Here is a 22,887-nt window from a genome sequence, read left to right as displayed (position 1 = left end):
TTGAAAGAATTTATCGCGCGTAACTACCCGCATGTCAACACAATTCCTTCTGAATTCTCGGAGGTTAAACGTGAAAAATCAAGAACCCTTTCCTTAATTCAACAGCATTGGGAGGCCGGCGCTACCAATTGCTGGGAACTGCTCTTCACAATCCGTGATTACTTTCGAGAATCGGTATAATGAATCGACCAGGTCGGTCCGGCAGAGACGCCGGACCCCACCAGGAAGTTGGTAGTCATGCCCTTATCTTGACGCCTATCGCTCTGCACAATCCGCGATTACTTTTGAGAATCACTGGTTCATTCATAAGATAGATTTTTACTGATTCCGAGCTTCTTCATCTTGGAATACAAGGTCGTAGGTCGCAGATCCAGGAGTTCCGCTGCTCCACCTTTGCCGCTTACACGCCAGTTGCAGCGTCTGAGGGATTCCAGGATATGGATTTTTTCCATTTCGCGAAATGGCAGGAGTTGATCCTGTGTACTTGGGTGACCTCCACCGCTCACGAGATCGGGGACGAGAAGATGCTCGTGCTCGCTCAGGATCACCGCGCGTTCGATAATATGTTCGAGTTCTCTTACATTACCGGGCCACGGATAGGCCAAGAGCTTTTGCATATTTTTCTTGCTGATGCCCAATATCTTCTTTCCCAGTTTGGCGGCGTACTTTTCCATGAAAAACGCTGCCAGGAGCGGGATGTCATCGAGGCGATCCCGTAATGGGATCACGTGGATGGGAAATACGTTCAGCCTGTAGTACAGATCAGACCGGAACTGATCCTTTCGTATCAGCTCCTCCAGATTTTGATTCGTTGCTGCGATCAACCTGAAATCCGAATAAATCGTCTTGTCGCCTCCGACCCTTTGAAACTCTTTTTCCTGGAGAATGCGAAGTATCTTAGCCTGGATTTCAAGAGGCAGATTATCTATATCGTCCAGGAACAAGGTTCCGCCGTCTGCCAGCTCGAAGCGACCGCGTCTCGTACGCATTGCCCCTGTGAACGATCCTTTTTCATGTCCGAACAGTTCGCTGCTGATAACGCCGAACTCAAGGGATGCCACATTTACGGATATAAACGGACCGCCGCGACGCGAGCTTGAATTGTGAATTGCTCGAGCAACGAGTTCCTTGCCCACTCCGGTTTCCCCATACACCAGAACCGTAGTATTCGTGGGTGCCACTTGTCTGATCTGACTTAACACGCGTTGTATGCCTTGGGACTTGCCCATGATCGACACAAGATTTGCCGACGATTCCATTTCTATACGGTAGAACCGGTTCTCATCCTCAAGCCGTTCCTTGAGATGAATAATCTCTTCGTAAGCTTGGGCATTGTCCAAAGCCACTGCCACGTGATTCAGAATAACTTCGAGGAACGCCAACTCTGTTTCCGGCGGGGACAGATCTACAAGCGTGTTGTCCAGGTATATGACCCCCAATATTTGATCCTGAAGCACAACGGGACGACAAAGAGCCCATCCCATCCGGTCTCCGGATCTTGCGTCAGAGCGATCGTCGATTTTGTTTGCACGGTTTGTCGGAAGATCGGCATTAAATGCATTCAGAATCAACTCGTAGCTCGATCTGAAAAGAGAAGACTCCACCATCGTCTTATCGAGATTTCTGCTTGCAACCAGTTCAGGCTTACCGTCTTGTCCTGCGATGAAGAATCCTCCTCTGCCGGCCAACGTCAATCTCGTGAGCAATCTGATAATCTTTTCCAGCAGCTTTTTGCGATCGCGAACCGTTCCCACGGCATTTCCGAAATCCGTCAACACCCGAATGATGCGGTCATGATCGCTCTCGCCGTCCAGGTACGGCCGAAGTTCGTACGGAAACAGTTCCTCGTTCACTCCTGACAGGACTTTGTACGCCTCCTTCAACAGTTTTCTGGAAAGCTCATTTTCAGATCCTCGAAGATACAGCCGGGCAAGCTCAATTTTCGTTCGGGCCAGTTCTAAATCTGCTCCCACTCCGCTCAAAACCGAGCTGCTCTGTTCAAGATAGTAGAGCGCCTGTTCTGTGGGACCGCCTTGTTTCAGCAATCTGAGCGCCCGATAGCGCATTCCGACTCCCTGCATGTAGAAGTCCGGCCAATTCGCTACACGTTCCAGCTCAGATTCATAGTTCATCTCGGGATGAATCATCCCGGCTTCTTCCAACGCATCCATGTACTCGAAATTGAATGGGCCGCGATGATGAAACCAACCTACGGCCTTTGACTTGGCGTAGGCTTTCTTCTGAAATTTGAAGCAACCTTCCAGATCGCCCTTGGTATAGAGCGCATACGCATGAGCGGCATAGCATGCCCACAGGCGATAATTTCCCAAGTCTTCTTCCGAATTCTTGAAAACGTCCTGAAGCACCACTTCCATTTCCGCAATATATCCGGAATCCAACAAGGTGAGCGTTTTTCTGACGCCGGCGTCCATTTCGGCTTGTCGAAAACCGAGGCTCGTCGCCTTTTGCCGAACTGCTTCAATGAGCCCCAATCCTCGTGCAGGTTGACCGCAGATAGCGTAACACCATCCCAGGGTGGTGCATGCACGGAGAGTGGCTTCATCAGAGGGAAACTGCTCGAGATCGCCAATCGCGTCCTCATAGCGGGCGACTGCTTCTGCAACTTTCCCCTGCCAAAAGAGAAAATCCGCCGTAACCAGAGCAGCTTTTTTCCTCATCTCGTCATCATTGAGCAGTGTGGCGAAATTCCATGCCTCTTCAAAGAGGTCCCCGGCTGCTGAATAGTTTCCGGCTGATTTTGCTATTTCCCCGAGAAGAAGGTCTATTTTGCACAAACGAATTCGATCGCTGAGCTTCCGGGCGCAAACCTGTGCCTTCAACAGCGTGTCTCGTTGTTCGCTCAGAGGCATGCAATGCCCCTGAGCCGATATCAACCCTACTGCTGAATCTATCAGAAACTCTTCGATCTTTGTCGATTGATCGGACTGTTCGCAGGTATCCAGGGCCATTCTGTAATAGACAGCAGCAGCTTCGTTGGCTCCATGCTGAAAACAGTAATTGGCTGCGCACAGAATGTGTTCCAGTGCTTTGTTCTCCAACTCGGACACAAAATATACATTGGCGATGAATAGCGAAATCACGTCCGGAGACAGGTTCAAACCTGAAACGTGCTGTATGAGGAGCTGGGCGAGATCGCGTACGGTAGTCTTGTCCAGGCCCCGCAGAGTGGTATCCGGCATGGTGGGATCGGAAAAACAATAATGTCCAAGACCTGCAGGCTCATATAATCGCAAGATCCCCTGATTTGTCAGCTCTTCCAGAATCTTCAGAACCTTGATTGGTGAAAAGCCCGTGACTGTTGTGAGCAAGTCCAATGAAATGGGGGGTGGCATGAGTGATGCGAGAATTATCACCTGCCTGCGCTCTTCCGTCCATTCATCAGGGTGACCAAAGGGATGTTGCATGTTTGACTCCTCGCTGTAGCTGCAGATCTTACCAAATAACGTGACGTTGCTAAATATCATAATTCCAAATTCCGACTTCTCCCTCCGGTGCCCAAATATTGATCCATGAAATCAAATAAATAGCCGGTCTCGGGGAATGGCATGTTTCTTGTCTCTCCTATTCGGCAAGGGCAGCGCTGCGGTGACGATACCGCCGTGAACGAGCGAGAGATATCAGACAACCGGTCGGATTTATGCCCCTGCTTCTCGCCTCGAACCGCAGCGGATCCGACCTCCCCCTTCTACACTTCCGCGTCAGGCGGTTGACAATCCATCTCCTCAGGAGGACGCATGATCATCATTGGCGAAAAGATAAACGGCACGCGTAAAGCAGTTGCCGCAGCTATCAAGAAAAGGGATTCGAGCTTCATCCAGGATCTTGCCCTATCACAAGTCAGAGGTGGCGCTCACTTTCTGGACGTCAATGCCGGGACGCATCCGGATTCGGAGCCGGATGACATTACCTGGTTGGTGAATACAGTCCAGGAGGTCACCGATACCAACCTCTGCATCGACAGTGCGAATCCGAAGGCCCTGTTGGCAGGAATAACCGCGGCAAAGAAACTGCCGATGATTAACTCGTTGAGCGGAGAAAAGGCCCGCATACAGGGAGTTCTTCCACTTGCTTCCCAATACGGGACCGATCTGGTTGTACTGGCACTCGACGACAATGGAATTCCCAAGACTGCTGAAGACAGGCTCGAGATAGTTCGCCGTCTGGTCGGGTTATGCGTGGAAAACGGGCTGACTGAAGCTCAGCTTTATGTCGATCCTCTCGTCACCACCATTGCGACCGACAATCAGAGCGGGATTGTTGCATTCGAGACGATTCGCCGGATCAAGCAGGAGTTTCCGAACATACATCTCACGTGCGGTCTGAGCAATATCTCTTTCGGCCAGCCATCCAGAGGAATTATTAATCAGGCGTTTGCCGCGCTAGCCATTGGAGCGGGATTGGACAGTGCAATCGTAGATCCCAATGACAGGGAACTACGAAACATCATCTACTCGGCTGAAATGGTTCTCGGTCAAGATCCGGATTGCATGAACTTTAACCAGGCTTTTCGCGAGGGACACATCGGTTCGTCCAAGGGTGTTTCCGGATCGTACAAAGAGACAATTTCCCGTGCATTACAGGGATTGATCACTACTCTTCAGCAGGCCGGGGTTATCGATTCCACGATTATTTCCGCATCGGATCAGGAAAAACAGGCGAGCAAAGCAGAGACTGTTGCCGAAGAATCAGAAGGCAACGTCCTGGAAGATATCGTCGAATCCCTCGTAGGGATGAAGAAAGACAGGGTCAAGACACTCACTGAGCAAGCGCTTTCGTCCGGAACAGATCCCATGCTGATTTTGGATGCTTCACGACGAGCAATGACTGAAGTGGGCCGTCTGTTCGAGACTGAAGAGTACTTTGTCCCGGAACTCATTCTTGCGGGAAGGATGCTCAAGGAAATTTCCGATGCCGTGAAACCCTACCTTTCAGACGGAACCTCAGAAGGCCCCAAAAAGGGTCGAGTGATCATCGGAACCGTGGCAGGGGATATCCACGACATCGGCAAAGATATTGTCGTGACAATGTTGGATATCAACGGGTACGAGGTCTTGGATCTCGGCGTGGACGTTCCCAATGAAAGATTCGTGGAGGCGGCCCGGGATTTCAAGCCGGATGTGATTGGCCTCAGCGGGTTTCTTACCTTGGCCTACGATCCCATGAAGGACACGATTGCCGCGATTCGTGAGGAAAATATTCGTGAAATCAAATTCATGATCGGAGGAGGTCAGATTGACGACCACATCCGAGAATATACACAAGCCGACGCATACGGCAATGACGCCATGGATGCCGTGCGTTTGTGCGAACAATGGATAAACGGAGCAGGAAAATGACTGCCGGTAAAGTCCGGAGTGAGCCATAGAGAAAAAACGCAATAAACCTTTCGAGGAGATAAAAATTATGTCATCCCAACCAATGGCATCAAGACAAATCAACTCGGCTCCTGTCGACAGAACTGCTGAAGGGGCTAATCGTTGGCTTTACGTAATCGTAGGCTTCCTTATTTCTCTTGTTCTCGGTCTGCTCTATGCCTGGTCGATCTTTGTTATTCCTCTGGAAAAACAATTCGGATGGACAAGAGCCCAGACATCACTTGCATTTACCCTTTCCATAATCTTCTTCGTCGTGGGAATGATTGCAGGCGGTAAACATACCGATAAGAAAGGACCTCGGGTTGTCGTAAGCATAGGCTCAATAGTGCTTGCTGTGGGGTTTTTTCTTGCCTCCCTGACGGATAGCCTCATCCATCTGTACATTTCGTACGGCGTACTCTGCGGGTTCGGCATCGGATACGCAAACATTGCTCCAATGGCGACTGCCATGAGATGGTTCCCAGATCGTCGAGGCTTTGTTTCAGGAATTCTCGTGATGGGCTTCGGACTTGCAGCATTCGTGCTTGGGTCCACGGCCGGGTACATCATCATCAAAGTCGGCTGGGAATGGGCGTTCAAGTTATTCGCTATCCTGAGCCTGGTGTTCTGTTTGTTGGGGGCTCAATTCCTGAAGTATCCGCCCGTCGGATGGCTTCCGGCAGGAATGCAACAGGCCGGTCCTGCGGGTCCTGCCCGCAAGGCGCAAGACTACGACTGGCGAGAAATGTTTCACACTTCCACGTGGTGGATCTGGTGGACATTCCATTTGGTTATTCTCACAGGCGGCCTCATGATTATCGGTCACATCGTTCCATTCGCGGTGGAGGGCGGAGTGTCTACAGCTTCAGCCGTTTTCGCAATGGGCGTTTTCTCGGTATGCAACGGGCTCGGCCGTCTCGCGGTAGGCCTCCTCTGGGACAAGCTGGGGCGCAACCACACCATGACTATCACTGGAGTCGTCATGTTGGCGGGGCTCCTCTGTCTAGGCTTGTTGGTGGGCCCATTCGGATATGCTGCCCTTTTGACGGCAGTAGTCCTCATCGGTGCAGCTTTTGGCGGCTCCGTTCCCATTGCTTCCTCATTGATTGCTTCAAGCTTCGGCAGCAAGCATTTCGGAACGAATTACGGGATTGCAACAACACCCCTCATGGTGGGTGCGATTATCGGACCCTACTTGGGTGGCTATATCCGAACACTCACAAAGTCGTACGAGTACGCCATTTTCACGTCTGTAGCCCTGGCCGTCATCGGCATTATCACCGGGATCATCATCAAGGACCCGAAACCAAAGGTAGAACCCTGAGCGTCCTTACAGGCGACGAAAGACATTTGATCGCTCATCATCGTTGAGACATTCAGGGAAGGAGCATATGTATGAAATCCAGCAATGAACAGAAATATCAGGAGAGAGAAAAGAGACTTCTGGACGCGATCGCCCTCAGGGAACCGGATCGGGTTCCCGTAGTACCCTTGTTCGCTTTCTTCAACTGCTACTATTCCGGAATCTCGCCCAGAGAAGCGTACGTAAATCCGGAAAAAGCTCTGGAAGCATGGCGCCGCACCATTTACGATTTCGAACCTGACGCCACGTACAGCGTCAATTTCACTATATATGCCATGGATGAAGTGCTTTCGGGACTCGATTTCCTGGCTATGAAATGGCCGGGACACGGGGTTCCGGACAACCAGTCGTTCCAATTCGTCGAATCGGAATACATGCGGGAGGAGGAATACGAGGAGCTCTTTCATAATCCTTCGGAGTTCTATTTGCGAAAGCTTCTTCCTCGATTGGCAGGAAATCTTCGAGGGCTTGCCAAACTGCCACCCTTGGTCACTGCGACGCTGGGCTATGTTTGGCCGGCAGTGCTTCCGGCTTTCGCAGACCCTGAAGTCCAACTGGCTCTGGAAACCCTCTTGAATATTTCCAAGAAACAGGCGCAATGGGTAAAAATCTATGGAGCCTTTGCTCAGGAGCTTGTTGCTTCGGGATTTCCCTCGATCAAGGAACAGACTGTACTAGCGCCTTACGATCTCGTTGCCGACAATCTCCGAGGAACAACAGGAGCGGCAACCGATCTTCTCACGCAGCCGGACAAATTGAAACGGGCAGTCGATCAGTTAGCTCCATTCATGAGTACTCTGGGCATCAACGGAGCCAAAGCAAAGAAGAATCCAAGAGTGTTCATTCCGCTGCACAAGGGAACGGACAACTTCATGTCCGTGAGACACTTCAAAGAGTTCTACTGGCCGAGTTTGCAGAAGTTGATCGTCGATCTGGTGGAAGGTGGTTGTAACCCGTACCTTCTGATCGAAGGTTTGTACAACAAACGACTCGATATTATAAAGGATGTCCCTCCGGGAACCTGTATCTACCATTTCGAGGGAACTGACATTTTTGAAGCCAAGAAGAAGTTGGGCGATACGGTATGCATTATGGGCAATTTCCCTAATTCACTGTTGGCAACAGGAACTGTGGAACAGGTGAAAGAGCACACGAAGAAGCTTATCGATGTTTGCGGAGATGGCGGAGGATATATCATGAGCGCCTCTGCCCTGATCGATGAAGCGAGGCCGGAAAACGTTGCTGCTTGGATGGAGACCTCGAAAGAGTATGGACGATATCGATAAAGCGATTGAACGTCTCTGCGAAATCAGGATTTTTGGTGATTTGTCCGTCCACCTTGACAGAGACGAGATGTTGCGACGCACAGGAATGACCGGTCGAAAAAGGCCGGTCGCTCCGATTCTCCTGGCGGAATTTGATAAGATAGCAGGAGAAGTTCAGTCGGGAACTCTGATTCGCGCACGGGCTGTCACTCGGGTCCTGCAAATCCTTGAGGTCTCCCCCAACCAAGTAGTTTTAGCCGGAGGCATAACTTTATGTGGAACTCTGTTGCAGCGTAAAGCGCCAGATGCAACGCATATCGGACTGGCAATTTGCACTATCGGCGAGCAGTTGGAAGAGGCTGCCGTTAAATACAGGCAAAAGGATCTGCTGAAATCACTCATTCTTGATGGTATCGGTAGTGCGGCTGTGGATAGCCTGGCCGCAGAAGTCAGTCAATTGCTCTGTTCCCATGCAGCGGGCGCTAACCTGACCGCGGGAGGTCCCCTCTTCTTTGGCACGCCCGGCTTACCGATACAGAACCTCGGATTGCTTTTCCAGGTTTTACCTGCTGAAGAAATCGGCGTGAAACTCACTTCAAGCTATTTCATGCTTCCTCAAAAAACGTCTGCTTTCGTTGTGGGAATAGGACCCGCGATGCCCGCATGGTCAAAAGAGCAGTCGTGCCGGCAATGCGCACTTCACAGAATGTGTCGCTACAGAGTATGAAGATTGCAGTCTGTTTCAGAGCTGAAAAAGTCGGTCTTGTCTCCGACCTTTAATTCGACGCGGATACAAAGAGAAATAAAGGGTGGAAAATATACAATCCCATCGTATAATAGCGCAAAATAGAAGCTTAATTGCTCGGGGAAACACTCCATATAGGGAGGTTTCCCCGGTTTTGCTTGGGAGCGATAGAAGGGAGAACGTAATTTGAGTGTTTGCGTAGAGTTTCAGCCCATCGGACGTCGCGTCGACGTTCAGGAACATATGACCGTGTTGGATGCTGCCAGGCTCATTGTTTTTCAGGATCAGAAAATCATGACAGCTCCCTGTGGAGGAAGAGGTCAATGCGGGCGCTGTAGGATTCGCCTCCTGGAAGGGACAGTAAACGAGCCTACCGAATCGGAAACGAAATTATTGTCTGCGGACGAGTTGAACCAGGGAGTTCGCCTGGCTTGTCAGACCGAAGTTCTCGGCCCGGTGAAGATCGAGATTCCGCCGGAATCCCTGGTTGGAAAACAGAATTTGCAGCTTGAAGGATTGGATTACGAAATCGAAGTGGAGCCTGCCAGTCGGCGGTATGTTATTTCAACCGAAGCTCCCGCCATCCATCATCCGGTTTCTACCTGGCAGCAGATCGTCCGTGAGCTGGAGTCGGAACACAATGTCGAGAATCCGACGATCGATATGGAGCTTCTGCGGCAGGAAATTCCTAAAGAGCACGGAAGACAGTTAACAACAGTAACTTTGCAAGACCGGGAGATTATCAACAGATTTGACGTGTTTCCAGCGCCTCGTTCTCTAGGCCTTGCCGTAGACCTTGGAACAACGAAAATCGCCGCTTTCCTGGTGGATCTCGAATCCGGCGATACTATTGGTTCCGAGGCAAGGATGAACCCCCAAATCGCGTACGGCGAAGATTTGATGAGCCGTCTTGCCTATTGCCGGGAAAGTGCCAGCCAAAGCCGCCAGATGCAAGCACTGGTTGTGGATTCCCTCAACAAGCTCCTGGCGAATCTCCTTTCTAAGACTGGAGCCGGCATTCAACAGGTCGAGCATGCAGTAATCGTCGGTAATTCTGCCATGCACCATATCCTGGTCGGGCTACCGGTTCATGCTTTGGCGAGATCTCCCTATGTTCCGGCTGCAACGCTTCCCATAGAAGTGAAATCACGTTCCTTGGGCCTGAACCTCGCAACCGGAGCATCCGTGTATTTTGCCCCCTTGATTGCCGGTTTTGTTGGAGGGGATCATGTGGCGATGATTGCGGCAAGTCGCATATTCGAGTGTGAAGGCGTTACTCTCGGTCTGGATATCGGCACCAACACGGAAATCGTGCTGGCGGTCGAAGGTCGGCTCACTTCGTGTTCTTGTGCATCCGGTCCGGCATTTGAGGGGGCTCACATTCATCATGGCATGAGAGCCGTTGAAGGAGCAGTCAGCTCAACCACGTGGTCCGAAGAGGAACAGAAGCTTCATTATCGGACTATCGCGGACGCTCCAGCTCTGGGTTTATGCGGGTCCGGGGTGATCGATGCAGTAGCGTCACTTGCCGAAGCCAGGATTGTCAATCACATGGGATTGTTCGATAGAAGTCGCTCGGAAGTCAGAATAGACGAGAAAACCGGCCATCCGGAATACGTCATTGTTCCCGAAGAAAAGTCCGGGACCGGTCACGATATTACTCTCACCCAGAAAGACATTGTAGCAATCCAGCTTGCTAAGGCTGCAATATCTACCGGAACCAGGCTTTTACTATCCGAGGCGGGATTGAACAAGGACGATGTCGACAAGATTATCATCGCGGGGGCATTCGGCTCCAATATCAATGTGGAGAGTGCAGTTTTCCTCGGACTTCTTCCAAATGTGCCTCTTGAACGATTCCAGAACGTAGGAAACGCCGCTGGCACTGGAGCGCGTCTGATGCTGCTATCAACTCGGGAACGTCAAGTAGCCGAAAAAATCGCAAAGACAGTCGGATATCTGGAGCTTGCCGCACATCCGAAATTTAGCCAGACGTTTGCCAAGGCGTTAGAATTTGTGGGTTCACATTCCTGATCATGCAGAAGATCAGGGCACGGTTTGTTAATCCTTGTTGCATGTTCATCTTTACGCTGCACGTGTTCAACCGAACGTGGGTCGGCAGGGACGCCGACCCCTACCACGAAGACTGATGTCATGCTCGGGGAGCTTCCACTGACCTGGCTCCGCAGGTCAAGGTCAGTGGCACCCCTGTACTCAGTGGCCGACGTCGAATTTGGGTGCCACTGACCTGCGGGGCAGGTCCGTGCCGTTGACTCTACAAAATCATCTTAACCGCAAGTCCGTATTAGAAGGGTTTCCCCAATTTGCTTCAACTTTCTTTTGTTCGTCCCACGAATTCTTCAAGCCCGAACTTCTTGATCTTGTATCCTATTTGTCGTGGAGTGATCCCAAGTTCCTCCGCAGCCAAGGACTGTACCCCTCGATGTCTCTCCAGAGCCACTTTGATGCGGAACTTTTCTGTATGTGCGAGGGACCCGCATTCCAACGATTGCTCGCAGCAGTCGTCTTGATCCACGACTCTGATGTATGGTTTCAACTCGCGTTCACTAATCAAGCCGTCATTGGAAATGATTGCCAGGCGTTCGATCAGATTTTCCAATTCTCTCACATTGCCCGGCCAGGGATACTCGACCAGAGCGTTCAGAGCTTTGTTCGTGAATCGTAAGTCGCACCCGTATTCTCTTCGGGCAGTCCCGGCAAAGAATTTGATGAGATGTTCGATATCTTCTCTGCGCTCCTTCACTGCAGGAACCCTGATCGGAAACACATTGAGCCGATAGAAAAGGTCGGATCGAAAGGAGCCTTGTCGTACAGCCTCTTCCAAATCCCGGTTTGTTGCAGTGATTATCCGCACGTCAACCGTCCTGGTCTTGTTGCTCCCCAGTCGTTCGAATTCCTTGTCTTGAAGAAACCGCAGCAATTTGGCCTGCGTTGCGAGAGCCAGTTCGCCGATCTCGTCGAGAAACAATGTGCCGCCGTCAGCCTCTTCTACACGACCCATTCTCGACTCACCCGCGCTGGTGAATGCGCCTTTTTCATGGCCGAAGAGTTCGGATTCAAGCAAATTCTCCGGGAGCGTGGCACAATTCACTTTGATGAAAGGCGCTCCGCCACACTTGCTTAGCTCGTGAATTATCTGAGCAACCAGGGTTTTTCCGGTTCCCGATTCTCCCAGGAGCAACACAGTGGCTCTGGTCGGTGCCACTTTGCGAATCAATTCTTGCACCTGCATCATGGCAACACTCTTCGCCATGTTGAAAAAACTACCGGCCTTGCGGGAAATATTTGCTTTGAGAGAGCGGTTTGCCCGGATGAGACTTCTCTCCCGCGCCCTCACCTGCTCGTGCAGACTCACCAATTGAGCGATTACTGCAGCAAGAATCGTAAGAAATCTTACGTCTTCCTCGAAAGATACTTCGTCTCCAAAAAGCCTGTCTACGCTCAGCACCCCAACGGGTCTTCCTTGAATCTTAATGGGCACACCAATGAAGGATATCGTTCCCTTGTCGATTTGTCGGGCCCCGGTCTTGTTCAGAAAAAGAGGTTCCCTGCTGATATCCGGGACAATCACAGGCTCTCCTGAGCGAAAAATCAGTCCGGTTATCCCTTCTTCAGAATGATATACACCTTTTCGCCGTTCCCGCTCGGTCAGACCGTGCGAGACTCGGATTCTCAGATGATCTTCGTCTTCATCGGTGACAGTAATGGTAGCTCTTTTCATGGAAAGGGATTCGGAGAGAATCCCGAGCACTACTTCCAGAGTCCGGTCCAGATCCAAAGCCTGCCCGATTATCTGACTGATGTCGAAAAGAACCTTTAATTCCAATTCCTTGGTTTTACGAGGCATAATCCTGTTCCAATACGGGGAAATAGGAGAAGACATTCATCTTTGGGACTTCTCCAATGCTGCCCTCCGGTATGCATATGCAATGGATGCATGTATTCCGCCCGGTTGCCACATGTATGCCAAAATTGGTGGGACCGAGAAAATGCAGGCGATAATGAAGTGTTACATATTGTCAAAAGGAAAGAGAGACAGAAAGCATCTTACTATTATGTAGCTTTTTGATATTCAATGTACGCAATTGTATTTTTTGGATTTCAACACCCGGTGAAGAGACTCGATCTGACTGGATGGGCGATGGCTATTCCCGTTGCCAAAACTAATGTCCGATTGAAAGTTAGGAAATATTGGTGGGTGCCGGCCTCCGTGCCGGCACATCTTCAATATAATCAATGATATCGACAAAATGGACCGGCAGCGACTGTGTTTCTTGTCAAGGAAAAACTACCTGGAAAGGCTGTTTTTTCTTGAGCATTGCGTTTAGGATGACGATCATCTTACGCATACAAGCCGTGATGGCAACCTTGAAAGGTTTTCCAGCCTCAATGAGGCGTTGATAGAAAGGCTTGATGACTACATTGGACGTTATGGCCGCGACTGCAGCCATATACAGGGTTGAGCGTACATCCGCCCGTCCACCCGAAATCTCGCGCTTGCCTTTCTTCTTTCCGCTGTCTTTGTTGAGAGGCGCCAGGCCGACGAGGCGACTGATTTCATGACGGCTGACATGTCCCAGTTCGGGCAGTTTTGCCATGAGCACTCTGGCAGTTATGGGGCCCACGCCTTTGAAGGTTCGGAGGAGTTCCTCTGTTTCACGCCACAGAGGCGATTTCCTGATAAGGTCATCGACATCTTTATCGATGTCTTCGATTTCCTTATCTAGGGCTGCTATGACCGTTTGAATGCTGCGCTGCACGCGATTGGAACGGGCTCGATGGAGGCGATTCTTTTCTGATGCACGCAAATCAACAAGCTGCTTTCGACGTGTTACGAGTTCCTTGATTTGCTTTTCGTCCTCCGTTGGCAGCGGCTTCGGTATGGGCCTAACCGTTTGGGCAAAGCGTGCCAGCACATAAGCATCGATGGCGTCTGTCTTGGCGAGTTTTCCGATGCCTTTAGCAAAGTCCCGCACCTGACCAGGGTTGACGACAGCGATCGGCAGGCCGGCGAGACCTAACTGGGCCGCAACGGTTATCTCGTAGCCTCCGGTGGCTTCCATCACGATTACCATGGGGGTCTCTGCGTGGAGGATCTCAATCAGCGAGTCGATGCCTTGAGTGTCATTCTTGACGGTGGTGTGCATGCCTTTTGGCAGCACATGCGCATCCAACTGATCTTTAGAGATATCTATGCCAACAAAAACTTCTTCATGCATGTGTAACATCCCACCCTTGTGGATACGGACTTCTCAACGAGTCCAGGCGACTGTTCGGGCTTTTTACACGAAGGCCTCCGGTGATCCAGCTGCCGGGCAGTCTCAGAGGACCAAGGGACGAACGATCTACCGGTGCCTCTGCCCGACTCCTGCAGAGAGTCTGACAGACGTGCATCCCCCCTCTATCAGGACTCTTATATCTTGGCAACCAAGAGTCCTATTTTTTGAAGTACCTCGTATCATTGATCCAGTATCAGCCCCTCCCCTCAGCTCGGTACCGGTTCCAGAGATTCAGTACTTCATGGACAGAAACATACAAGGGACGCCGGTCCCTACCAATATCTTGTATTGGAGCGTCGGATAAACGTCAAGATTTTCGGCATTCGCTCTATGGATTCCCTTGGATTTCCATTCCCATCACCCGGCATTATGATCAACCGCATCCGGTTCCATCTCCGCATGCGGATCGGCTGCATCCTTTGTTCTTTCGGCGTGCTTTAAAAGCGGAAAGATTCGATCCGTTGTAAACAGCTTCCAAACCCATTTCGATGAGTCCGGTCATCTCCACGGGGATGATGTTGTGCTCGGAGAGAACCGCCCGAGGTGTATCGCCCACGTTTTCCACGAGTACGGCTCGACAATCATGCAGGACTTCCGCCAACCTGGTCCAGCGTTCAGCCCCCAACCCGGGTTCCGGAGCCGGCCGTTTTTCGATGAGCTGGAATCCGGAATCGGTTTTACCCCAGACATGGAATTCGTGAGCATGACCAAGATGGAGATTGACCAGGACACCCTCTAGAGTCGCCACTGCCACATAGGGTTTGTCTGAAGGTGCAGACTGAAATTTCCCTGCACAGGACACGAGTTCATCTCGAAACTCTTCCGAACAATCCTGATCCAGAAGCCCGACAGCGTCCGCTCTGCATCTCGCGCAATGTTTCATCTGCGGGATCATCTTTTCGGCCTGGAACCGGATAATTTTCATGTCTTCATGCGACGGTTCGGGAATATCTTCGAAAGGAGTTCCGGCATTCGGGTGCATAATCATGCAATTCTGAATGTCCGCGCCGAGTTCCGCAACCCGGGCCGCTACTTCACAAACGTGCTGATCGTTGATTCCCGGAATTACGACGGTATTCACCTTTACCGTTATGCCTGCACTCTTGAGCGCGACAATGGCTGACATTTGTCGTTTCAGAAGTAATTCTGCCCCCTTGCGACCACGGTACACCACTTTTCCGTCCCGGACCCATCGATAGATTTTGGCCCCTATGTCCGGATCTACTGCATTAACTGTAATCGTAACGTGGGACACTTGCAGTGCTGCCAGCGCAGGGACGTACGGTTCCACATTCAAGCCGTTTGTGGCGAGACACAGGAGCATGGACGGGAAATGTTGGCGCACCAGTGAAAGCGTCTCCAGTGTCTTTTCAGGGTTTGCGAATGCATCACCCGGTCCGGCAATACCTGCAACCGTTATATTCGGCAGTTTTCTCAACACATTCTGGAGATATTGAACTGCCTGCTCCGGTCCGAGAATGGCGCTGCTGATTCCAGGCCTGCTTTCGTTCACACAGTCGTATTTGCGATTGCAGTAGTTGCATTTGATGTTGCATTCTTTGGCTACCGGAAGGTGCACCCGACCGCAATGCCCTTTTGCAGTTGCATTGAAGCAGGGATGACGACTGATATCCAGGGTGATCATGGCTGAGTCCTCTCAAATATATGTGTACCCTACAGGGGACTGTTCCTGTTTCCGCTCGATAAGCGTATTGACGATAAGATCGAAAAGCGACTGACCTCCTGCATATCCAATGTGGAGCACACGGTGTCCGCCGAATCTATCGTGTATGGGAAAACCTACTCGAATCAGGGGAACATTCCAGCGCCGGGCCAAATGATAGCCTTTGCTGCTTCCGATTATGAAGTCGGGCTCAAGTGCTTCCGCTTCTTCCGCTATTTCGTAAAAATCCACACCCTCTTTCACCATGGGCGAGGCCAAGGTGAATTCCTCGAGAACATCTCCGATGGCCCGCTCTAAATTTCCCGTTCGTGTGCCTGTTGCACAAAGCACGGGCTTTATTCCTACTTCTGCGAGGAAGGAAGTCAATCCGACTACAAGATCCGCCTCTCCGTAGACAACTGCCTTTTTTCCGAATACGTACTTGTGCCCGTCCACAAAGGAATCGATGAGACGCCCTCGAGCCAGCATGTGCCGTTCCGGCGTCTCTCGACCGGATAATTCCTCCAGGGCCTCGAACAAGCGATCGCTTTCCCGGAGACCTATTGGAGTGCCCATGGAATAAAGCGGTATATCGAACTTGGATTCCAGAAGTGTTCCTGCAGTCCCTTTTCTGGGCAGCGTGCGGCCGAATTCGATAACACCTCTCGCTCCTCCAAGCGATTTGATCTCTGAGATAGGGGTACCGCCCCGAGGAATCTTCTCGTACTCATCGAGAGCCGGTCCGTCCAGGGTAAGGGAAATATCCGGGAGAATTGTGGCAGGAATGCCGAAATCATCCAGAACCTCTTTCAGGTAACGAATATCTGAAGGAGACAAAAAGCCTGGAAACACCCCGACACTTTCGTTTGGATCGTCTGCCACGGACAATTGGTCGACCGTAGCCCGGACCGCTTCGTGAAAACCTTCCATATGCGTGCCCGAGTAGCTCGGAGTAGAGACTGTCACGATCGAAGGATCGCCGTGCTCATGGAGCAGATCTGCAAAATCGCCATGGAATTCCCGAACGATCATCGGTAAGTCGTCACCGATAGTCTCCGTGAGACAGGTGCTCGCGATCCCGATCAGGCCCGCACGATACTTTGTCAACACGTTCTTGATGCCGAGCTTCAGATTGGGGGCTCCGCCGTACACCGCATGCTTCTCTCCCAGCGATGAAGAAGCGATATCCATCGGCTCTCTGAAGTGGCTGATTATGTACCGCCGCATGTACGTTGCGCATCCCTGGGAACCATGAAGAAAGGGTATGGCGCCTTCTATTCCTCTGAAGGCGAGGCATGCACCAAGCGGCTTGCAGAGTTTGCATGCATTGGTGGTAGATACGTAAGGTTCAGTTTGGTGTTTCATAGCGCATTCCTTGTTCAATCGCTTGCATAATGAAGGGTATCCATTCAGTTACGCATGGCAGAGGTTTCTGCAGCCCCGAAGGGGCTACCCAACAGTAGCCGTGGGTGCAAACCCACGGAAGCGATCCGGCAAATCCTTTGTCTTCAGGACCCTGAAAGGGTCACCAATCACATTTGGGAATCATTGCCTGTTGGTCGACCCTTTCAGGGTCGTTGAACCATGTTTACGGACATGGCGCTGTCCACGGGTTGACACCCGTGGCTATTACTGGGCCGCCCTTCCAGGGCTCAGAATCCCTATTACCCGTTCGTAACTGAACAGTTACGATGAAGGCCCCCCGGAAAACCCGATAAAGAAAGCTCTCACATCTACGAAGCCGGTTCGGCCTTCCTCATCAACTGCAAAGTCTTTTTCCCGGTCTTTCTCGGAACGAATCGCCAGACAGGACTGAGAACCGAGGAGTGAATTTCCCGTGCAAAGTTCAGCATGCCGACAAATCCCTCCAGAGCCTCCTTGCGTTCGTGGTTGTGATCACAAAACCCGACTCCGAGTTTATATGCTATCGGTCGTTCCTTCACGCCGCCTACAAAAACGTCGACATCCTTTTCTTGCAGAAATGAAGATAGCTCCAGCGGATTGGAATCGTCGACGATTATAGTTCCATCGTCCGTAATTTCACTGAGTTCCTTATAGTCTTCCTCTGTACCTGTTTGAGATCCGACCAGCACAACATCCATACCCAAGAGACGGAAAGCCTTTACCAGAGAGAAAGCTTTGAAAGCTCCTCCAACATAGATGGCAGCTTTCTTACCCGTAAGATCGTTGCGATACTTGAGCAACTCGGGATAAATCACATCCACTTCTTCCTTTACGAGCGCTGAAGTTCGATCGAGCATGTCCGGGTCCTGGTCCAGAAAGAAATCGGCGATTTTGTAAAGAGATTCTGCCATATCTTCTATACCGAAATAGGAGACTCTCAAGAATGGTGTGCCGTACTCCTCCTTCATCATGAGAGCAAGATCCATGGTGGCACCCGAACACTGCACCACGTTCAAAGCAGCACCATGAGCCCGCTGAATATCGGCAACCCTGCCGTCACCCGTGATATTCGCCACTACCTGCAGACCCATTTTTCGAAAGTACTCTCGGATTATCCAGATCTCCCCGGCAAGATTGAAATCGCCAAGTATGTTGATGCTCAAAGGTGAAACGTCTGAGGTGTCTCCGGTCCCGATCAGTCTGAACATGGCCTTGCAAGCTGCATTGTACCCTGCCCTCTTGTTGCCTTTGAAGCCCTCGGACTGCACGGGCAATACAGGAATGCCCGTCTTGGCAGCGACACGATTGCATACAGCGTCAAGATCGTCTCCAATGATACCGACAATACATGTGGAGTACACGAAGGCCGCTTTCGGATCGTGGCGCTCGATAAGCTCCAGCAAAGCCCGTTCCAGCTTTTCCTCTCCCCCGAAGATCACGTCCCTCTCCTGGAGATCGGTGGAGAAGCTCAGTCGATGCAAAGCAGGACCTGAGGAGAGAGCCCCTCTGATGTCCCAGGTGTATGCCGCACAACCGATCGGGCCGTGAACCAGGTGCAATGCATCGGCGATAGGATACAGCACAACCCGGGAACCGCAGAATACGCAGGCACGCTGGCTTACTGCGCCGGCCAGACTGTCCTTATTGCACGCTATCTGAAAGGGTTCCCGGCCCTTACGGACTATCTGATTTTGTCGTTCGGAAAAAATGGTGGATCCCATTTCTCACTCCATTATCTGCCCGTCCCGGACTATGTGGTACTTGTGTTTCGGATAAGAAAATCCTGTCGGTCTGAAGTCGCTGTCCCAAGAAATGGGTATTCAACCTTCATCACCGCTAAAGAGCATCCGCACACGGGCAGAGTTGCTGTAAACGATTGGGAGAGACAGCAATCCCGGATTGCGTAACCCCAACTGGTAAGCTGCCTGTTTATCAGGTCATGAGGTACTTGCTCGCGGGTCGGCCGTCTTCCAGTGCGTCGAGAATCTCATCCACCGCATCCTCCGATTCCACGCCCGCATACCACCAGCCTTCCGGATACACGACCATCACGGGCGAATGATCACACATCTTCATACACCCTGCGCTGGTAACGAGCACGTCACTCAGACCGCGGTCGGGAAGTTCACTTTCCAAGTAGCCGATGAGTTCGGCCGAGTCCTGTTTAATGCATTTGCCCTTGGGGTCGCCGCCCACACGGAAACTGCAACATACGAAAATATGGTGTTTTGGTTTTTCCATGATTACATCACCAGTTCAAAGCGTTCATCCGGAGCATCGCGATCCTGACGATCCAGAATAGTGTTCACGATATTCATGAGCAGGTGGATTCCTCCTCGATAACCCAACGTGGGGAAGTAGCTGTGCCCGACTCGATCCAGTATCGGAAAGCCGAAACGCACGAAAGGAATATCTTCGGCTTTGGCAATGTATTTGCCGTACGTGTTACCGATGATTAGGTCGACTGGATCGTTCTTTATGAGCTGATGCAAGTAAAACAGATCTGCAGCAGCATGCACTCTGGGATTCGGCACGACACCCTTCAATATATCTTTAACCCGCTGTTCAAAGCGTTTTCCCGGGGTCCCGGTGATCACGAAAACCGGCTTCATACCTGCGCTCACGAGAAAATCCGTCAAAGAAATCATGTGGTCGGGATCGCCGAAGATCGCAACCGTCTTGTTGTACAAGTAATGTTGCATGTCGGTCATAACATCCACGAGACGCCCCCGATCGAATATCATAGTTTCAGGAGGCTCGTTTTCCGTGACTTCCATTATCGCTTGGACGAATCGATCGGTTGCTCGGACACCTAGAGGCAGATCCAACATCCTGAACGGTACCGAGCACTTCGTCTCAAGAGCGGTCGCTGCTGCTTCAGATGCGAAGGAACCCAATCCAAGAGTGTAAGCGCTTCCGCCTACGGCCATAAGGCTTTCTATGCGGGCACCTCCTTTTGGATACATCTGGTACTGTCCTGTCATAGGGGTATCCAAAACATCCGAGGTATCCGGGAAGACGATTGCCTCAACTCCCATTTCCGAACTCATCCGCTTGAGTTCCCGCATGTCGGGAGGCTCGACATATCCCGGAAGTATATTGATACGCCGGGAATTCTGCAGGTCACGATCGGCGAAGTAGTCAACCATCGCCTTTGTCATGGTGGAGAATCCAGTAACATGCGATCCCACGTAGCTCGGGGTATTGGCGTGTATTACCCATTTCCCATCAGGGATGAGATCGTCTTCCCGGGCTTTCTTGATCATACTCGGAATATCGTCTCCGATGGTTTCCGACAGGCACGTGGTATGAACTGCCACCACGTCCGGATCGTACACCTGAAATATGGTTTTGAGCGACTGACGAAGATTCGGTGCGCCGCCAAACACCGCCGCTCCTTCCGTGAAAGAGCTGGTGGAAGCCACAACGGGTTCCTTATAGTGCCGAGTCAAATGGCTGCGATGATAGGAACAGCAGCCCTGACTGCCATGACTGTGGGGCAGACAACGATGAATACCCAGAGCGGCGTACATGGCCCCAATAGGCTGACATGTTTTTGCAGGGTTGATACGGAGAGCTGTGCGCTCAACGATATTTTTAGGAGTCATGTCCAACATGGTACTTACCTCTTTTGTCCATCCCGGAGGATGGCCCTTCGATTTTGCCTCTTCAACACGAAGCCGGATCGATATCTTACGACTTCACCGTGTGCTTCATTCTGAACCCAGTTTTGCTTTCAGAATCGGTTGTGTCTCCCATGGTGTCTTGAGTAGCTTCCAAGCGGGATTATTGATCATCATATCAACATCACGGGCGAAGTTGACTGCTCCTCGAAATCCTGCATACGGTCCGCTGTAGTCGTAATTGTGGAGCTGTTTCGATGGTACGCCGAACTTCTCGATGATGTACTTGTCTTTTATACCCGAGCAGATCATGTCCGGTTTGAACTTCTCGATGAGCTTTTCCAGCTCCACATGGCTTAGATCGTCTATGACGAGAGTACCGTTCCCCATGTCGGGTATCAAACCTTCATAGTAGTCGATCACTTTTTCCGCTTTGAGTTTTTCGAGAGCTTCAGTGCTTTTTCTTGCTCTGAATCGATCCGGATCCGCCTGGACCTTCAGTTCCTCAATGTTACGGCTGTCTGCATCCACTTTGAGCTCGGGAATAACCTGTCTTCCTTCGTAGTCGTCACGGTGGGCGAACTCGTATCCGGATACGATGGTTTGCATTCCCAGATCCTTGAACACTTCCTGGTAATGGTGAGCACGGGACCCGCCCACAAAGAGCATCACCGTCTTGCCTTTGAGTCTTTCTCTGTAGGGTGCTATAGCCGCCTCAGCTTCAGCCACTTCTTCAGCGATCACAGTTTCCATTGCAACTGTAAGCTCTTCATTCTCGAAAAATCGGGCTATCTTCCGGAGACTCTTGGCCATAGCATGTATGCCGATAAAGTTTACCTTTGCCCAGGGTATGCCAAAACCTGTCTCCATCATTTCAGCCATATAGTTGATGGAACGGTGGCACATCACCAGATTGAGATCGGCCATATGAGACCGCTTCATCTCATCGTACGAGCCGTCACCGCTAAAGGTGCTGATCACGTTGATACCGCATCTATGGAGGACTCGCTCTATTTCCCAAGCGTCTCCACCAATATTGTACTCGCCGAGTATGTTTATGTTGAATTTACCTTCCGGTTCAGTGTCATCGGTTCCGACCACCTGGTCGAAGAGCTTGTTGTTTGCAATGTGGTGGCCACCGGACTGACTGACCCCTTTGTAACCTTCACAGTTAAATGCAAGGATTTCGACTCCCAGTTCCTCTTTCATTTGCCGTGCCACTGACTGAATATCATCTCCGATGAGACCTACCGGGCACGTTGCATGGACGCTTATGGCTTTGGGTTTAAAAATTTCGTGCGCTTCCTTTATTGCCTGTTTCAGCTTCTTTTCTCCGCCGAAGATGACGTCCTCATCCTGCATGTCCGTGGAGAAGCAATAGGGAAGATAATTTTTGCCATCCTCCCTGGGCGTGAACAAATTCCGGCGAGTATTCCATGCATAGAATGCACAACCTATCGGACCGTGCACTATGTGAACCATGTCGCCCACCGGTCCGATCACCACTCCCTTGCAGCCTGCATAGCAGCATCCGCGCTGGGTAATGATCCCCGGGATCGTTCGTACATTTGCTTCGATTGCCTGCTCTTCGTCCGGTCTCCGGACGATGAAGTGTTTCTGCCTCTTCTTTGCGACTTTTGTCGGATAAAGGTCAGTGACTTCTTTGATGAATTCCTCGGGATCCACTCCCGGAGCTTTACTCATTCTGGGCCCGGGCATGGTTACCTCCTCTCTATTCCATTCATTTCGTCGATAGCTGCTGCTCCGGTTTCACCAGTCCTGACTCTCACAACATCCGCTACCGTTCCCACAAATATCTTCCCATCTCCCGGATTACCGGTTTGATTTACCTTAATGATCGCCTGAATTATCTCACTCACTTTGCTGTCGGGGACAACAAGTGTTATGATCCTCTTCGGATAGAGCCGTCCACCCTGAGAGAGTGTAGATAGTAGATCGGCGCTGTCCTTGGGATTCTCGTTAATGGCATTGAGCAGGTCAGGTTCCACCGGACGCCGACCTCTGCCAACGGCACGGACTGCGGTTGCAGCAGGGAATCCGGCACTGATGAGAGCTTCCTTCGTCTGGTTTATTTTGTTCATCCTGATGATCGCTGTTATCTCTTTCATGGACTGCTCCTTCATCACCG

General features: G+C 51.2%; 15 protein-coding genes. 5 read left to right on the top strand and 10 right to left on the bottom strand.

Features of this window, described 5'->3' with window-relative positions; all coding sequences use genetic code 11:
* Positions 1-299: 299 nt before the first annotated feature.
* The gene (locus tag DESTI_RS29565) at positions 300-3,425 is read right to left on the bottom strand and encodes a sigma 54-interacting transcriptional regulator (RefSeq protein ID WP_014813180.1); all 3,126 of its coding nucleotides are present in this window, start codon (positions 3,423-3,425) and stop codon (positions 300-302) included.
* Between the two features lie 330 nt (positions 3,426-3,755).
* Here DESTI_RS29565 and DESTI_RS30395 point away from each other — a divergent pair, with 330 nt between their 5' ends.
* From DESTI_RS30395 to DESTI_RS27260, 5 genes are all read left to right on the top strand, one after another.
* Entirely contained in the window at positions 3,756-5,357 is a 1,602-nt protein-coding gene (locus DESTI_RS30395; RefSeq protein WP_014813179.1) for a dihydropteroate synthase, read from the top strand.
* Between the two features lie 67 nt (positions 5,358-5,424).
* Positions 5,425-6,699 (top strand): L-lactate MFS transporter, encoded by a 1,275-nt coding sequence (locus DESTI_RS27275; RefSeq protein WP_014813178.1) that lies wholly within the window; start codon positions 5,425-5,427, stop codon positions 6,697-6,699.
* A gap of 71 nt (positions 6,700-6,770) precedes the next feature.
* On the top strand, positions 6,771-8,024 hold the full coding sequence (locus DESTI_RS27270; protein WP_014813177.1) for a uroporphyrinogen decarboxylase family protein: 1,254 nt from the start codon (positions 6,771-6,773) through the stop codon (positions 8,022-8,024).
* Entirely contained in the window at positions 8,008-8,730 is a 723-nt protein-coding gene (locus tag DESTI_RS27265) for a vitamin B12 dependent methionine synthase (RefSeq protein WP_014813176.1), read from the top strand. Before DESTI_RS27270 ends, DESTI_RS27265 begins: the two co-directional genes overlap by 17 nt.
* Positions 8,731-8,934: 204 nt before the next feature.
* Entirely contained in the window at positions 8,935-10,782 is a 1,848-nt protein-coding gene (locus DESTI_RS27260; RefSeq protein WP_014813175.1) for an ASKHA domain-containing protein, read from the top strand.
* A 295-nt stretch (positions 10,783-11,077) separates the two neighbouring features.
* On the opposite strand, the gene DESTI_RS27255 is transcribed toward DESTI_RS27260, so the two are convergent.
* From DESTI_RS27255 to DESTI_RS27215, 9 genes are all read right to left on the bottom strand, one after another.
* On the bottom strand, positions 11,078-12,616 hold the full coding sequence (locus tag DESTI_RS27255; protein ID WP_014813174.1) for a sigma-54-dependent Fis family transcriptional regulator: 1,539 nt from the start codon (positions 12,614-12,616) through the stop codon (positions 11,078-11,080).
* Between the two features lie 430 nt (positions 12,617-13,046).
* Entirely contained in the window at positions 13,047-13,988 is a 942-nt protein-coding gene (locus tag DESTI_RS27250) for an IS110 family RNA-guided transposase (protein WP_014809154.1), read from the bottom strand.
* A gap of 433 nt (positions 13,989-14,421) precedes the next feature.
* Entirely contained in the window at positions 14,422-15,693 is a 1,272-nt protein-coding gene (locus DESTI_RS27245; RefSeq protein WP_014813173.1) for a radical SAM protein, read from the bottom strand.
* A 12-nt stretch (positions 15,694-15,705) separates the two neighbouring features.
* Positions 15,706-17,076 carry a nitrogenase component 1 gene (locus DESTI_RS27240; protein WP_014813172.1) on the bottom strand — a complete coding sequence of 457 codons (1,371 nt, stop codon included), beginning with the start codon at positions 17,074-17,076 and terminating at the stop codon, positions 15,706-15,708.
* A gap of 368 nt (positions 17,077-17,444) precedes the next feature.
* Entirely contained in the window at positions 17,445-18,836 is a 1,392-nt protein-coding gene (nifE, locus tag DESTI_RS27235; protein ID WP_014813171.1) for a nitrogenase iron-molybdenum cofactor biosynthesis protein NifE, read from the bottom strand.
* A 211-nt stretch (positions 18,837-19,047) separates the two neighbouring features.
* Positions 19,048-19,356 (bottom strand): (2Fe-2S) ferredoxin domain-containing protein, encoded by a 309-nt coding sequence (locus tag DESTI_RS27230; protein ID WP_014813170.1) that lies wholly within the window; start codon positions 19,354-19,356, stop codon positions 19,048-19,050.
* Positions 19,357-19,358: 2 nt separating this feature from the next.
* Positions 19,359-20,732 carry a nitrogenase molybdenum-iron protein subunit beta gene (gene nifK, locus DESTI_RS27225; protein WP_014813169.1) on the bottom strand — a complete coding sequence of 458 codons (1,374 nt, stop codon included), beginning with the start codon at positions 20,730-20,732 and terminating at the stop codon, positions 19,359-19,361.
* A 96-nt stretch (positions 20,733-20,828) separates the two neighbouring features.
* The gene (gene nifD, locus DESTI_RS27220) at positions 20,829-22,457 is read right to left on the bottom strand and encodes a nitrogenase molybdenum-iron protein alpha chain (protein ID WP_014813168.1); all 1,629 of its coding nucleotides are present in this window, start codon (positions 22,455-22,457) and stop codon (positions 20,829-20,831) included.
* Positions 22,458-22,459: 2 nt separating this feature from the next.
* A complete protein-coding gene (locus DESTI_RS27215; protein ID WP_014813167.1) occupies positions 22,460-22,867 on the bottom strand; it encodes a P-II family nitrogen regulator in 408 nt (135 codons plus the stop codon).
* Positions 22,868-22,887 lie beyond the last annotated feature (20 nt).

Source organism: Desulfomonile tiedjei DSM 6799 (assembly GCF_000266945.1).
Classification (GTDB): Bacteria; Desulfobacterota; Desulfomonilia; order Desulfomonilales; family Desulfomonilaceae; genus Desulfomonile; species Desulfomonile tiedjei.
This window is presented reverse-complemented; position numbering and strand designations above follow the sequence as displayed.